This is a genomic window from Campylobacter concisus, from assembly GCF_001891085.1.
GTDB lineage: Bacteria > Campylobacterota > Campylobacteria > Campylobacterales > Campylobacteraceae > Campylobacter_A > Campylobacter_A concisus_O.
Window position 1 is genome coordinate 24,215 of sequence record NZ_JXUP01000001.1, and the last position, 14,765, is coordinate 38,979.

13 protein-coding genes are annotated in these 14,765 nt (G+C 37.8%); 1 reads left to right on the top strand and 12 read right to left on the bottom strand.

What is annotated here, in order from left to right; translation table 11 throughout:
* Positions 1-160: 160 nt before the first annotated feature.
* The 5 genes from TH67_RS00155 to TH67_RS00175 all read right to left on the bottom strand — a co-directional run bounded on the left by TH67_RS00155 (position 161) and on the right by TH67_RS00175 (position 3,830).
* A complete protein-coding gene (locus TH67_RS00155) occupies positions 161-937 on the bottom strand; it encodes an energy transducer TonB (protein ID WP_072593835.1) in 777 nt (258 codons plus the stop codon).
* Positions 912-1,295, bottom strand: a complete 384-nt coding sequence (exbD, locus tag TH67_RS00160; RefSeq protein ID WP_072593836.1) for a TonB system transport protein ExbD — start codon at positions 1,293-1,295, stop codon at positions 912-914. Before exbD ends, TH67_RS00155 begins: the two co-directional genes overlap by 26 nt.
* The gene (gene exbB / locus TH67_RS00165; protein ID WP_021090579.1) at positions 1,282-1,710 is read right to left on the bottom strand and encodes a TonB-system energizer ExbB; all 429 of its coding nucleotides are present in this window, start codon (positions 1,708-1,710) and stop codon (positions 1,282-1,284) included. Before exbB ends, exbD begins: the two co-directional genes overlap by 14 nt.
* Before the next feature lie 135 nt (positions 1,711-1,845).
* Positions 1,846-2,790 (bottom strand): lipopolysaccharide heptosyltransferase II, encoded by a 945-nt coding sequence (gene waaF / locus TH67_RS00170; RefSeq protein WP_072593837.1) that lies wholly within the window; start codon positions 2,788-2,790, stop codon positions 1,846-1,848.
* Positions 2,787-3,830 carry a glycosyltransferase family 4 protein gene (locus TH67_RS00175; protein ID WP_072593838.1) on the bottom strand — a complete coding sequence of 348 codons (1,044 nt, stop codon included), beginning with the start codon at positions 3,828-3,830 and terminating at the stop codon, positions 2,787-2,789. The genes waaF and TH67_RS00175 overlap by 4 nt, the downstream gene beginning before the upstream one ends.
* Before the next feature lie 119 nt (positions 3,831-3,949).
* Between TH67_RS00175 and polA the strand changes: the two genes are divergently transcribed.
* On the top strand, positions 3,950-6,586 hold the full coding sequence (gene polA, locus TH67_RS00180) for a DNA polymerase I (RefSeq protein WP_072593839.1): 2,637 nt from the start codon (positions 3,950-3,952) through the stop codon (positions 6,584-6,586).
* A gap of 76 nt (positions 6,587-6,662) precedes the next feature.
* On the opposite strand, the gene TH67_RS00185 is transcribed toward polA, so the two are convergent.
* The 7 genes from TH67_RS00185 to murC all read right to left on the bottom strand — a co-directional run bounded on the left by TH67_RS00185 (position 6,663) and on the right by murC (position 14,689).
* Positions 6,663-6,962, bottom strand: coding sequence for a ribosomal maturation YjgA family protein (locus TH67_RS00185; RefSeq protein ID WP_257637992.1), 300 nt, complete (start codon positions 6,960-6,962; stop codon positions 6,663-6,665).
* A gap of 477 nt (positions 6,963-7,439) precedes the next feature.
* On the bottom strand, positions 7,440-8,528 hold the full coding sequence (gene dapE, locus TH67_RS00190; RefSeq protein WP_072593841.1) for a succinyl-diaminopimelate desuccinylase: 1,089 nt from the start codon (positions 8,526-8,528) through the stop codon (positions 7,440-7,442).
* Between the two features lie 8 nt (positions 8,529-8,536).
* A complete protein-coding gene (locus TH67_RS00195) occupies positions 8,537-10,276 on the bottom strand; it encodes an EAL domain-containing protein (RefSeq protein WP_257637993.1) in 1,740 nt (579 codons plus the stop codon).
* Between the two features lie 249 nt (positions 10,277-10,525).
* Positions 10,526-12,730, bottom strand: coding sequence for an endonuclease MutS2 (locus TH67_RS00200; RefSeq protein WP_072593843.1), 2,205 nt, complete (start codon positions 12,728-12,730; stop codon positions 10,526-10,528).
* On the bottom strand, positions 12,727-13,071 hold the full coding sequence (locus TH67_RS00205) for a hypothetical protein (protein WP_072593844.1): 345 nt from the start codon (positions 13,069-13,071) through the stop codon (positions 12,727-12,729). Before TH67_RS00205 ends, TH67_RS00200 begins: the two co-directional genes overlap by 4 nt.
* The gene (locus TH67_RS00210; RefSeq protein WP_072593845.1) at positions 13,065-13,382 is read right to left on the bottom strand and encodes a hypothetical protein; all 318 of its coding nucleotides are present in this window, start codon (positions 13,380-13,382) and stop codon (positions 13,065-13,067) included. Before TH67_RS00210 ends, TH67_RS00205 begins: the two co-directional genes overlap by 7 nt.
* Positions 13,382-14,689 carry a UDP-N-acetylmuramate--L-alanine ligase gene (murC, locus tag TH67_RS00215; protein WP_072594086.1) on the bottom strand — a complete coding sequence of 436 codons (1,308 nt, stop codon included), beginning with the start codon at positions 14,687-14,689 and terminating at the stop codon, positions 13,382-13,384. The genes TH67_RS00210 and murC overlap by 1 nt, the downstream gene beginning before the upstream one ends.
* Positions 14,690-14,765 lie beyond the last annotated feature (76 nt).

Below are 14,765 nucleotides of genomic sequence, written 5' to 3' on the forward strand. Positions count from 1 at the left end.
TCGTTAAAGAAAGTCAGATTATACATGTTTAATATTTAAAACAAGTTTAAAATACACACTTTTTTAAATAAAATAAGTTATGTTTTTCTATTTTGACTTTAAATATAAAAGAAATTCTACAAAGCAGATAATAAATTACAAGCTTAAATAAGCTTGTAATTTATTTTAATGTATACGAAATAGGGAAACGAAGGTAACGATCTTGTTTAGGCTTTGGAAACTCAGAGCTTGCTCTTTGAATATTTTCTAAAGCACCATTATCAAGCGACTCAAAACCAGAGCTTTTACTAACTTTAAGTTCATCTATGCTGCCGTCTTGCTTAAGTAAAAACCTAACTTCTACAACTCCTTGATGTTTCATACGTCTAGCATTATTTGGGTAACTTTTATGCCTCTTAACTGCGATTATAACCTTCGTAAAATCTTCATCACCTTGTGAATTTGATAAATTTAGCTCAGGTGTTACATTTTGAACTGGAGCTGCAGCGATAGACTTGTTATTGGCTGGCAAATTTGTATTTGCACTAGCTGGCGGTACAATAGGCTGCACTGGCTGAGCAATTACCGGTTCAGGCTTAGGCTCTATTTTTTGCTCTTTTTTAGGCTCTACCTTTTTTATTTCACGCTTTGGTTTCTCCACCTTTTTAGGTTCAGGTTTTGGTTCTGGCTTTGGTTCAGGTTTTGGTGGCTCTGGTGGTGGCGGTGGAGCTGGTGGAGTTGGCTCTGGGATAAGCATTTGCTCCGCTATTTGAGGTGCTGAGACTTGTGGCACTGGAGTAAATGAATTAAGAGCTATTTTTATCGGTTTTTGCTCACCTATTTTTATCTCATCAAAATTATGTGAAAGCAAAAAATATACTGCTGCTCCATGCACTATAAGCGAAACAGCTAAGCCGCTGTAATTTGAAATTTTATTCAGAGATTGTTTGGATTGCAAAATTTTCGTGGCCCTTCTCTTTTAATATATCAATTACTTTAACAAAGCTATCAAATTTCGAATTTTTATCGCTTTTTAGTTCAATCAATGTCTTTATATCAACAGCATTTAGCTTATCTTTGAGTTCGTTCTCAGAAATTTCTACATCATCTATAAAAAATTTATTATCCTTATCAATTACTACGCTTACCTTTTTATCGTCCTCTTTGCTTTGCTCAGCACTGTTTGCACTTGGAAGATCAATAGCTATCTTGCCTTGAGCAATAAAAGTCGAAATGCTAAGCACGATAGCAAGCAAAACAAGCATAATATCAATAAATGGGACAATATTTAACCCATCTTTTTTATTTAGACGCATTTTCAGCCTTGTATCTATTTAGCATTACATCTACTTTTCTAACAAAGCCATTGTAGATCATAAGCGTTGGTATCGCCACAAGTAGTCCAAAAGCAGTTGCTTTTAGCGCAAGAGAGAGACCGACCATTATGCTTTTAGTATCGATTCCACCTGCCATACCCATATCATAAAATGTGATCATAATTCCAGCAACTGTACCAAGAAGTCCTACATATGGTGCATTTGAGTAGATAATGTAAAGCGTGGTTAAATTTTTGGTTAGTGCTTCTTCAAGCGCTTCGATACTTTTGTAGCCTTTTATATCAACGCGTGAATAAAAAATAATACGCTCAATCGTATACCAAAGTACAAAAAAACTCATAATGCCTAAAATCGCAATAATTACATGATCAATGTGATGTTTAATTAGCTCCATAATACCTTCTTAGTAAAAATTTTTGCGTGATTATAGCTATATTGATAACCAATGTCAAATATTTAGTAAAAATGTAATCAAATAAAAACTAAAATTTTTAATTTTGTATGTATATATTTAATTATGTTTAGAATTTCAAAAATTTAATTTTTTTCTTAGCAGCTCTATTTCAGTGATAACTATTTTTGGCGTAAGCTCCTTCATACAGGCATGTGTTTTTATAGGACACACTCGCTTCATACATGGCATACACTCTAAATTTAAATGCACTATCTTTGCACTTTCGTCTTGCCATGGACTAGTCTCTTTAAATTTAGTCGGTCCAAAAAGAGCCACAAGCGGCACTTTATAGGCAGCTGCGATATGCATAGGACCACTATCGTTTGTCAAAAAGATGCCATTTTTTATAGAGCCTATGACCTCGCAAAGCTCTTTTATGCTTGTTTTTCCAGCCAAATTTTCACATTTCATACCATTTTGTAAGAGTATTTGCTCTATTTCATTGCAAATCTCAAGCTCGGCTTTTGAGCCAGTGATCTTTACATCAAATTCATCTTTAAAGTGCAGTGCAACCTCTGCAAAATAGTGTGGATACCACCTTTTAGCACTTCCGTAGCTAGCACCTGGATTTAGTACGAGGAGCTTTTGCTCGCTTTTTTTAGCTTCATAATAAATTTTTAGTTCGTTTGAAATTTCTTTTAAATTTAGACTTTGCTTTATGAAATTTAGATATTTTTGCACCTGATGCAAGCTCTCGCTACTCTTTTTAAAGCAAAATTTTTGCGTTGCTTTTAGAAAAAATAGCAAAAATTTACTAGCAAACGAGCTTCTAAAACTAATAGCGATATCAAATTTTCCAAGCTTTCTAGCTGTTTTTATAAGGCTTAAATATCTTGAGTTTTGCTTTTTACTATTGTCAATAACTACTTTTTCGCACTTTGGATGTGATTTGTAAAGCTCACAGGCCACATAAGAGCCAAAAAATACAATATTTTTAGCATTTTTGCTTAAATTTTCTATCGCCGCACTCGCCATCACAGCGTCTCCAAGCCAAGTTGGAAGCTCTATAAACACTCTCACTTTTGCTCCAAATTTAGCACTTCGTTTATGATTTCAAGAGTTTTGCTTGCATTTTCTTCTATACTAAATTTTTGTGAAAGTAAAAATGACTTCTCTTGCAGCTCTCTCATCATCTCATTATCATTAAGCACCTGCTCCACTAGCTCCAGTATACTTTCATCATTTGGTTCACTCATGACAAAACGATTTTCTAAAATTTCAGCTGCCCCATTTTGAGCCGTTGTAAAGACAATATTTTTAAAGCTAAGTGCCTCTAGAACGACATTTGAAAATGGTTCGTAGTGCGTTGGAAATATAAAAATATCACTTGCTTCATAAAATTTTGCAGTCATTTTTTGCTCACCTGTAAAAAATGCCTTTATCTTTAGTTTTTTTGCTAGCTTCTTATATGAATTTAAATTTTTATCTTTGCCTACTATTAGCGCATTTACTGGCGTTTTTAGCTTTGAGACAAGAAGCAAAAAGTCCTTTGCTCCTTTTCTTTTAAAGCCGTTTCCAACAAAAAGCACAATTGGCAAATTGTAATCGAGTCCAAAATCTTCGCATACGCTAAGTTTTGCTTCTCCTTTTTCTACTTTTTGTGGCAAATTTATACCGTTGTAAATGGTAACGATCTTTGACTCATTGATACCGTAAGCTGAAATGATTTGCTCTTTTATGTAGTTTGAATTTGCGATTATCTTTTTAGAATTTTTAAAGCAACGTTTTTCTAGATATGGATAGACAAAATTTAGAGGATTAACCCACCAAAATGGCTTTGTGGCACGATAAATTTTATGCACGCCGTCCCCTGCTCTATAAATATCTGTGCAGCTCACTCGCTCCAAGCTAAAATATACCTCATCACTTTTTTTCTGACGTTTTACCTGTGCGTTAAATCTCAAAGCCTTTTTCCATGACGAGATCCTAGCCTCTCCTAGATATGAGCGTATAGATGTATCTATGCCTACGTCTTTTAGGGCTTTAGTAAGCCTTCTTAAATAGCGTTCGGCACCACCGACTGCATTTGGATTGATACGTAAAAAAACTATTTTTTTCATGACCTCAAAGCTTTTTGTTTTTGTGATTTTTTATTTGTAATGTCCGCCATAATATCAAAAAATTTTATAAATCAGCCTATTTTTTGCCTAAATTTCATAAAATTACACAAAGGATAAAAATGAAAACACTTACGATTATTGACACTTTTGGTTTCTTTTTTAGGCTCTACTACGCCATGAGCGGACTTAAAAACAGAGAAGGCAAGCCAAGCGGTATGATTAGTGGCTTTGCAAATTTTATAGCAAGCCTCAAGGATGAATACCAAAGCGACTACCTCATCTTCGCACTTGATAGCAAAGGCAAGACCTTACGTCACGAAATTTTAGGTGATTACAAAGCAAACAGGAGTGAGCCACCAGCTCAGCTAAAAGAACAGCTTCCAGTTTGCATAGATATGATAGAAAAAATGGGACTCTACAACCTTAGCCGCGAGGGCTACGAGGCCGATGACATCATCGCAAGTGCGGTTAAATTTTGCAAAGATAAAGATATATTTGTGCGAATAGTCACGCATGACAAGGACCTTTACCAGCTCATAGAGGACGGCAAAGTGAGCATCTACAGCCCACAAAGCAAGATCGATCATGATAGCGCAAGCTGCTTTGAAAAGTATGGAGTTTATCCGGCACAGGTAAGAGACTTTCTAGCGATCGCAGGCGATAGCTCGGATAACATCCCAGGAGTCAAAGGCATCGGTGCAGTGGGGGCTAAGAAGCTTTTGGCTGAGTATGGTAGCTTAGAGGGAATCTATGAAAATTTAGCCCTTCTTAGAAATGAGCGTACTAAAAATATGCTGGCAGCTGCAAAAGACGAAGCATTTTTGAGCAAAAAGCTAGCCACTCTATTTGATGACGCAGTTAGTTCATTTGATCTTGAGCACTCTAAATTTCCCGAGCAAAATCCTCTGATAAACATCTCAGAAATTTTAAAAGAGTACGATCTAAACAGACTTCTTAAGAGCTTGCAAAAAGAGGAAAATGCTGAATTTAAGCTTGGCTTTAAAGCAAATTTACTCCTTGATGAGGCTAGCATCGAAAAACTACTTTCTAACATCACGCCAGAGACCATCGTCGCCTTTGACACCGAGACCACAGGCGTTGATAGCAGGAGTGCAAAGATCGTTGGCTTTAGCTTTTGCTTTAACGATGAGGATGCCTACTACGTGCCAGTGGCTCACAACTACCTTGGTGTGCCACAGCAAATAAGTCTAAATTTTGCAACTTGGGCAGTAGGACAAATTTACAAAGGCTGCGTAATCGGACAAAATTTAAAGTATGACTTTGAAATAGTTAAAAATAACCTAGGTCTAAATCCTCCAGTAAATTTTAAAGACACGATGATACTTGCTTGGCTTAGCGATCCAAACTCTAGTGTCGGCATGGACGCACTGGCAAAGAGACTTTATGACTACGACACGATAAAATTTGAAGATATGGTCAAAAAGGGACAAACTTTTGGCGATGTGCCACTAGAAAATGCCGCCAAATACGCGAGCGAGGACGCTTGGATAACGCTTAAATTTTATAAAACTTTTTTAAACACTCTTGATAAAAATTTGCTAGCCCTTGCCGATACGCACGAGTTTCCTTTTATCCTCACGCTCTTTGACATGGAGCAAAACGGCATCAAGATAAATGAAGCTAAGATGCAAAAGCTCATCCTTGAAAACGACACCAAACTAAAGGCGCTAACAAGTGAAATTTACGAGCTAAGCAGCGAAAATTTCAACATAAACTCAGTAAAACAGCTTGGCGTCATACTTTTTGAGCATCTAAAACTCCCAACCAAAAAGAAGACAAAAACTGGATACAGCACCGATGAAAGCGTGCTAGCTGAGCTCATAGACGCTCATCCAGTGATTGAAAAAATTTTAGTCTACAGAGAGCTTTACAAACTGCAAAGCACCTACTGCGAGCCACTTTTAGCGCTTGCAAAAAAGGATGAGGGCTCACGAATTTACACGAGCTTTTTGCAAACTGGCACAAGCACTGGCAGGCTTTCAAGTAAAAATCCAAATTTACAAAATATCCCAGCTCGTGGCAGCCTTGCAAAGGATGTCAGAGAGTGCTTTGAAGCGCGCGAGGGATATAGCTTTGTGGGGCTTGACTACAGCCAGATCGAGCTTAGGCTGCTAGCTCACTTTAGCCAAGATCCTGCGCTTCTTGAGGCGTTTAAAAATGACGAGGATATCCACGCAAGGACGGCTATTAGCATATTTGGTAGCAGCGACGGGCAAAATAGAGCCGTGGCAAAGAGCATAAATTTTGGCCTCATTTATGGCATGGGCTCAAGCAAGCTGGCAAATCAAGTAAATATCACAAGAGCCGAGGCAAAAGAGTATATAGAGCGCTATTTTAAGGCATTTGCGACGATCAAAGATTTTTTAGAGAGCATAAAAATTTCAGCCAAAAACGATGGCTTTGTGCAGACGCTACTTGGCAGAAAGCGCTACTTTGACTTTAAAAGTGCCACACCTATGCAAATAGCTATGTTTGAGCGCGAAGCAGTAAATACGGTCTTTCAAGGCTCTGCGGCAGACCTAGTCAAGATGGCGATGGTAAAAGTTAGAGCAAATTTAGATGAAAACGCGAGAATGTTACTTCAGATCCACGACGAGCTGATTTTTGAAGTAAAAGACGAATTTGCGCAGGAATTTGGCAAGGCGACGCAAAAGACAATGGAGGAAATTTACACGCTAAATGTGCCGCTTAAAACATCGCTAAATATCGCTAAAAACTGGGGTGAGCTAAAATAGATAGATAAATTTTGCTGGAGCTTTTAAGATGATTAGCTCCTGCTTTATACTTAAAAAATAAAGTTGTGATTTATCACTATATATTTGGACTTTTATACTTTTGCAGAAAGTAAATGGCATCAGTCAAATAAGCCAGCAAGCAGCCCAATGCGTAACATACGATGTCGCTAACGTCAAATGTTCCGCCAAAGACTATGCGTATTATTAAATTATGAATATCTAAAATTTCAAGCACTTTAAAGTATTGTAAAATTTCTATAAATAGCGAGAAGATAAATATTTCAAATGCTAAAATTTTTGGTGCAGTTTTAAACACGGCTCGTCCAAATGCGTAAAGCATCACCGTAACTAGCACATCACCTAAATAATGTCGCACAAAGCCACCTTTAACAAAAGCTGCGATATAAATTTCAATTGTCAAAATCACGACTGCTACGGCCAAAAAGGACAATCTAGCTCGCAAGCCATGTCTCATTTTCTCGTATTGAAAAGATTTGTATATTTTTCGTTTTACTTGCATTTTTTACTTATTTGAAAATTTTACTTTTTTATAAATTAGAAATGATATCCATACCATCTTTAAAACTAGGATTGTACTGGATATATTTTTCGCCCACAAATGTATTTATAACTTCTACCATATGCTCGTCAAAAAGAGCATTCCATTAGGTTTTACTTGAAATGGCCAAAACCCGGTTATTCCATGAATTGTACAGATAATAGCAATATTGCCAAATAAAGAAAATTTCTTAATCTTAAAATTCTTTGACAAAAATATCAATCAAAATGGCTTTTGAAAATATTTTTTAGACACTTAATAACTTTTTTGTTTAAGGATAATAAAATTTATGGATTAAAATTTTTCTATCAAATCTTTAAAAATTTCATAAAGTTTATTTACCTCATCAACACTAACTCGCTCGTTTTTAGCATGTATGCGGTCGTTTATCACGCCAAATTCTATCGCATCTACGCCAAATTCAGAAAAGTGCCTTGCATCGCTCGTGCCGCCCTTTGTATTTAGAACCGGTGTAACGCCTGTGAACTTTGTGACAGAAGCCATTAATTTTTTTACGATTTTGCTATCTTTATTTGTTAAAAATCTCTTTGAGCTTTGCTTTATACTAAGCTCAAAATCAAGCCCTTTTAAAACCTCTCTAAGATAACTCTCGACGTCATTTACGTCAGTTAAATTTGAGTTTCTAACATTAAACATTATGCTAAGCTCGCTTGGCGTGACGTTGCAAACTTGCATGCCACCTCTAATATCAGTTATCACAATCTTGCTTGGACTAAAAAACTCGCTCCCAGCGTCCATATCGTGATCAGCTATTTTATTTAAAAGTGGAGCTATCAAATTTACCGGATTTACACACTTTTCAGGATATGCCACGTGCCCTTGAACGCCCTTTATCACGATCTTGCCATTTATTGAGCCACGTCTGCCAACTTTTATGCTATCGCCAAATTCTTTATCGCAAGTTGGCTCAGCCACTACGCAAAATTTTGGCAAATCATTTATTTCGCGCAAATATTCAAGTGCTAAAGGCGTGCCATATGTGCCATCGCCCTCTTCGTCGCTTGTTAAAATAAGACTTAGCTTACCATTAAATTTCGTATCTTTAGCAGCGCAAACAAAAGCAGCCACGCCACTTTTCATATCCTGTGCGCCTCTTGCGTAGATGTAGCCATCTTTTTCTAGTGGTGTAAATGGATCGCTATCCCAGCCCTCACCTGGAGGCACGACATCAACATGTCCTGCAAAAGCTAGATGCTCGCCATCACCATAAATTTTAGAGAGTATGAGGTTTTTGGTACCGTTTTTTTCTATAAATTTCGCCTCAAAATCAGGCAAAAATTTAGCGATAAATTCTAAGCTTCCAGCATCATTAGGTGTGATAGAGCGAAAGCTTAAAAGCTCTTTTAAAAAGCTAATTACCACTAAGTACCTTATGAGCCAGCACGCTCTGGTGCACCAAAATAAAAGCCCTGGAACTCATCTACGCCGATCTCTTTACAGATTTCAAATATCTCTTTTGAATGCACATATTCAGCAATAGTTTTTATACCAAGGTCTTTTGCGAATGCCACGATCGCACTTGCGATAGAGTGTGAATCTTTATTTATGTCTATATCTTTTATAATAGAGCCATCGATCTTCACGTAGTCAGGCTTGATCTTTATGATGTAAGAAAAATTTGAATATCCTGAGCCAAAATCATCGATAGCAATCTTTGCACCCATGCTTTTTACACGCTCGATAAAATTTGAAACTCTCTCTAAATTTTTAAGCTCTTCATCTTCAACGATCTCAAATACTACTCTGCCAGCAACATTGTGCTTATTTAATAAATTTAAAACAAGTGAGCTAACATCACCATCGATCATATCTCTACTGCTTAAATTTATAGAAAGTACTAAATTCTTATCCTCTACAAGCTGCTTAAAACACTTTTTAATGAGTTGTTTCTCAAGATCAGCATAACGCTTAATGCGCTTTGAGATATCTAAAAAGACATTTGGTGATATAACGTCGCCTCTATCTAAAAGTCTTATCAAACATTCATATTTTACAGGTACCTTTTGATCATTAACTATCGGCTGAAAATAAGGAACAATATTGTTATTTATAGTGGCGTATTGTATCAGTTTAGAGCGTTCTATTTGAGTTGCATATTCCTCTTTTTGATTTAGCCCTTTGAAATAACAAACATAGTCTTTATCTTGCTCTTTTGCTGTTTTTAATGCTATTGTTGCTTTTCTTAGTGTTTGGTCACTATCAAGAGCAAAGCCTATTGTACTATGTATCTCGATACCTTCTATCTCTCTACCATCTTCATCGACTATACTTAGCATACGGCCTTTAAAAATTTCTATCAAATCTTCAACCATATCTTCATATCTATCGATAAAGCTATCGCTATCTTCTACCAGAGCAAACCTATCTGCTTCTATACAGTAAGCTTTCATATTCTCATTTTTGGCAAATTCACTGATCAAATCAGCCATCTTGACCAAAATCTGGTCACATGCAAATTTACCGTAAAAGTCATTCATCTTGCCAAAATCGTCAATATCTATAAGCACTACTTTAGGATTTTCATAGCTATTAATATCACGCACCAATGCTGTTTTATTTAAAAGTCCAGTCATTGGGTCGATATAAAGCTTTTCTCCAAGCTCTTCTATCTGTTTTTTGGTATCTGTTTTTAATACGTTATAGTTATTTTTTTCTTTTATGTACTTGACCGCATACCATATACAAGTAGACAAAGCAACTATTGCACCAACGAGGCTTAAGATGAATGTTAAAGCCATATTATTTAAAAGCCACTCAAAAAAGTACTCATCATGCGTGCCAGTAATACGTTGATCGACCTTTCCTTTAAAGCCTAATATATACTCTCCAACTGGCACAAACATACAAACTTGAGCGGCATTTTCTGGCAAAATTTTTGTCCAAAAATAATCTTTTTGGAAATTATGAGTAAAGATATTTCCACAGCTTTTGTCATTAAATTCTTGATTTATTATTCTTTTATCTGAAGACGCTACGACCTTATATCCATTTTTATTATCATCCTTTAATAAAAGGACATCACCCATAGCACTATCGTTAATGTGAGATTGAAAATTTGTGACATCATATTTGCTGACATTTTTGAAATAATCAACATATTGATATGTCAAATAATCAACTTTCTTTCGAAGATTAAAACCATTTTCAGCAGAAGCATTATTAAATTTAAAATAAAAAACTGCCAGGTTTTCGACTAAAAAAATACTTCCCAAAACAAACACTAAACCTATAATCGTTTTAGTGATATTTAGATTTTTACCCGTTTGCTCGTCCTTGTTACTCAAAAGTTACTTCCCTTATTTTGTGTACTTGCCCTGATTATATCAACCTTAAAATAAATTTTAACTTTTAGGAAGAAGTTAAAGCCTGACTATTTTAGCTCCATATCCACCCTGATTTGCCGGTGCATCAAAAAACTCTTTCACGCTTGGATGCTCTTTTAAGAAATTTTTAACAGCAAAGGCGAGCTTGCCAGTGCCGATGCCGTGAAATACGCTAACCTCGTCAAATCCCATAACAAGACTATCTGAGATAAATTTATCAAGCTTTGCTATCGCCTCATCAGCTCTCATGCCATGCAGATCAAGCGAGAGCGAGGCCGTTTTTGGCTTATCTACATTTAGGCTAACGCCACCTTTTTTAGGTAGCTCTACTTCGTTGCCATTTTTTCTTAAAAGCTCGAGCGGCACGCGTAAATTTATGCCATTTGACTCGATCATTGCATCATTTTTAGAGATGCTTAAAACCGTACCTTTTATATTTTCATACTTCACTCTATCGCCTATTTTTAGGCTCTCGCGCTCAGTTTTTTTAGGCTTAACGATGGCAGCTTTTTTCTCATTTGCCACATTTAGCGCTCTTTGCTTGTCTTTGATATCTTTGAAATTTATAACAGCTTTTGCCGCATTTATCGCTTCATAATACTCTTTTTCAAGGCGCGAAATAGTCGCATTTAGCTTGATCTCATTTTTCTCTTTTAGCTCTTTTTGCTCTTCAAGTAAGCGCTCCAGTCGCTCCTCTTTTGCCGTAACCTCTTTTATCCCCACATCAAGCTTGGTTTGTAAATTTAGCGTCTTTGTGATGATCTCGTTTAAATTCTCTTTATCTTCGCCGTAAATTTTCTTAGCCTGAGCCACTAAATTTTGAGATATGCCGTATCTTGCCGCCGTTTCAAAGGCGTAAGACTTGCCAATAGTGCCCTTTAAAAACTCAAATTTAGGCCTTTGAGCCGCCTCGTCGTAAAGTGCCGCCACTAGCTCAACCTCTGGATTCTTAGCTAGCAACATCGCAAGGCGCTTGTGGTGGGTCGTGATGATCATTTTGATATCTTGAGTGATGAGGCGCTCTATCATGACGCCATACAAGCTCGCAGCCTCTTCAAAATCGGTGCCAAGCTCGATCTCGTCGATACCGATGATGATCGATCTTTTAGTAAAAAGCTTTGCAAAATGCACCATCCTGCCAGCAAAGGTCGAGATGTCGTTCTTCACACTTTGCGGATCTTCTATGATCGCGTCAAATTCTTTAAAAGAGCCGATCGTTGAGCGGTTTGCGTCGATACGCATAGGCAGCAGATACTTTGCAAGCAGCGTGGCTGAGATGATTGATTTTAAAAGCATCGACTTACCGCCAGCATTTACGCCGGTTATTAAAAGCACTTTTTTACTAAAATCCACACTCACGCTTTTTGGGTTTTTAAGCGCTGGATGGGCAAATTTCTCAAGCTTGATAACGTGCGAGCTATTTGGCAAAACAAACTCATAGTCACGTGATCTAGCCAAATTTACGCGCGCCTGATACGCGTCAAACTGATCAAAAGCGTTATTTATAAATTTCAAAAAGAGCAAGCTCTTGCTCATCTGCAGGCTAAATTTCTTGCAGTGTTCAAAAATAATCTCTTCTTTTCTATCAAGTAGCTCGCTTTGCTCCTTTTTTAGGCGCTCGGTGCTTGCAGGTGCGACATAGAAGTAGCCGCCCGAGCTTCTAGCGATCACGGTGCCTTTTAGGGCGTGATTAAAGCCGCCACGCACCAAAAGTACCTCTTGCGAGTTGATGTAGTGCGTCTGGGTATCGACTAAATAGGGCGTGATGTGCTTTGAGTAAATGAGCTTTTTAAGCTCAGTGTCAATCTGGCGCTTTTTCTCGCTAAAGGCCTGCTTTATCGCATAAAATCTCTCATCCACGCTGTCGCTAAACTCGCCATTTTCATCAAAGCTGTTTGCCATATGGCTCATCGCTTCAGGGATTTCAACTTTAGCGATCCACTCGCCAAGCCTACCTTCAAATTTTTGCTTTTTTAGATATGAAAAATACTTAATGATCTTTGCAAACTCGTAAATTTCGCTGATGTGAAGCACTGCTTGCTTGCTAAGTCTCATAAGTGCGTCATCAAGCTCTTTTATCTCGTCAGGCGCCTTAAAATCATACTTTGAAAGCTCGCTAATGTTTTCAAAGTGGATTTTGCTATCGCCTTGTAAAAATAGCGGTTTTTGCCTTGCTAAAAAGGAGTTAAATTTATCCAGATACTCGCCTAGATCGAGCTTTAAAAATATCTCTTCAGTCATTGCTCGCAACTTTTTATAGGCACGATGACGCCTGAGAGATCACTAAATTCTCGCTTTGGTAAAAATGACGCCGTGCCAAATTCGTAGTTAAATTTCTCAGCGCTCACGTTGTATTCGCCACATTTTAGCACTTTGCCCTGTTTAAAATCGCTAACTAGCTTTGAGATGGCATCCTCGTTTTTTGATAAATTCTGCTCGTAAAAATAGACACAAACAAGGATAGCTACAAGCACCGCGCTAACGAGCGCTTTTATGCCTTTGCTGATCTTTTCATCTTTTATCGCCCAGATCGCTCCAAAAAGTAGCATCACGCCAGCGATTATTATCAAATTTCTTACCATTTCACGCCTTTATACTTTGCGATGAGCTCTTTGTAAAGCTCAGCATGAGGCTCGATCTTTTCTAAAATTTCAGCCTTAACCTCACTGATATCTTGTTTTTCAACTAGCAAGCAAACAGCCATATAAGGGGCATTTGGCAGCATATCTTTTATCTGGACGCTATTTAGCTTTTGTGACCTTGCAAGGGCTATCAAGATATCTTTTTTACCTAAATTTATAAGGCTTGAAATTTCGTCTTCACCAAGCTCTTTTTCTTTTATCTCTTTTAAAATTTCATTTTCATCTTGAGGCTTAAAAGTGCTTAGATCCATTAATATCCGCCTCTTAGCTGCACGCTGATATCACCCGCTCCAAAGCCAACTACGATGCCATCACTTAGGCGGTTTTTCACGCCAAATTCATCTGTAAATTCTATGCCCTCTTCAACCCTCTCAACCTTGTCGGTAAAGATCGGGTTATACTCGCTAAATTCGCTCTTCATATCAACTTCGATCGGATTTTCTCCAGCTGCATAAACTGGCAAGATGACAAGCTCATCAACGCCCTTAAAGCACTCTTTAAAGCCAGCTAAATTTGTGCTAAGTCTTGTGTAGCGGTGCGGCTGAAATATCGCTGTGACGCTCTTAATACCTAAAATTTTGGCGTATTCAAAGACTGATTTTAGCGTCGCTTTTATCTCGGTTGGATGGTGCGCGTAGTCGTCGATTAGGACGAAATTTTTGTTTGCGCTAAGTATGTCAAAACGCTTTTTGATGCCTTTAAAATTTAGTAAATTTTCTCTGATATCTTTAAGCGGCGTCTCGTGCATCGCAGCAAGGATAGCCAAAGATGCGTCTATAGCGATGTGCTCGCCCATGCCAAAGGCTTCAAATTTGCCTAAATTTTTAAGGTTAAAGCTGGTGTATGGCTGATAGTCTCTTACCACCATCGTTAGCTCGGTGATGTCAGTGCTTGGATAAAGCCTGATCGCATCAAGCTTAAGCGTGCTTAAAAACTCATCCTCAGCGTTTATCACTCTAACCTTTGCGCGCTCCAAAAAGCCCTTGTAGGCTGCGTAAAATTTAGCTAAATCGTAGTCGTAGTGTTCCATGTGCTCTGGCTCTGCGTTTGTGACGATGGCTAGATATGGGTTTGAGTTTAGAAAGCTCGAATCGCTCTCATCAGCCTCAAATACGACGTTGTCACTCTTTGCATAGCGCATATTTGAGCCAAACTGCTTTGAGATGGCGCCGATGATGACTGAGCCTTCGATTAGGCTTGCTAGCATCGCTGAAGTCGTGCTCTTGCCGTGCGCACCAGCTACTGCAAAAACACACTTATCCTCAAGCACGTAAGGCAAAATTTCCTTTCTTGAAAAGCACTTTATGCCCTTTCTCCTAGCCTCCACTAGCTCGATATTGTCCTCTTTTATCGCAGCTGAGTAGACTACAAAGTCTTGGTCTTTTATCGCCTCTTTGCAGTGCGGCGTGATGACTTCGATACCTTCATCTTTTAGCTCTAGCGTCGTCTTACTCTCTTTGATGTCGCTGCCGCTTATCTTGTGGCCTTTTTCATGTAAAAATCTAGCGATAGCTGAGATACCGATGCCGCCAATGCCTATGAAATGGACTTTTTTGATCTCATTGTTTAGCTCTTGCAAATTTTATCCTTAAATTTTTTCGTGATTTTAACAAAAACTACTAAATTTAAGGCTG

Coding starts and splice junctions, on each gene's coding strand:
- polA (WP_072593839.1), top strand. CDS start 3,950: ATGAAAACACTTACGATTATTGACACTTTTGGTTTCTTTTTTAGGCTC.
- TH67_RS00205 (WP_072593844.1), bottom strand. CDS start 13,071: ATGGTAAGAAATTTGATAATAATCGCTGGCGTGATGCTACTTTTTGGA.
- exbD (WP_072593836.1), bottom strand. CDS start 1,295: ATGCGTCTAAATAAAAAAGATGGGTTAAATATTGTCCCATTTATTGAT.
- exbB (WP_021090579.1), bottom strand. CDS start 1,710: ATGGAGCTAATTAAACATCACATTGATCATGTAATTATTGCGATTTTA.
- TH67_RS00210 (WP_072593845.1), bottom strand. CDS start 13,382: ATGGATCTAAGCACTTTTAAGCCTCAAGATGAAAATGAAATTTTAAAA.
- TH67_RS00200 (WP_072593843.1), bottom strand. CDS start 12,730: ATGACTGAAGAGATATTTTTAAAGCTCGATCTAGGCGAGTATCTGGAT.
- TH67_RS00175 (WP_072593838.1), bottom strand. CDS start 3,830: ATGAAAAAAATAGTTTTTTTACGTATCAATCCAAATGCAGTCGGTGGT.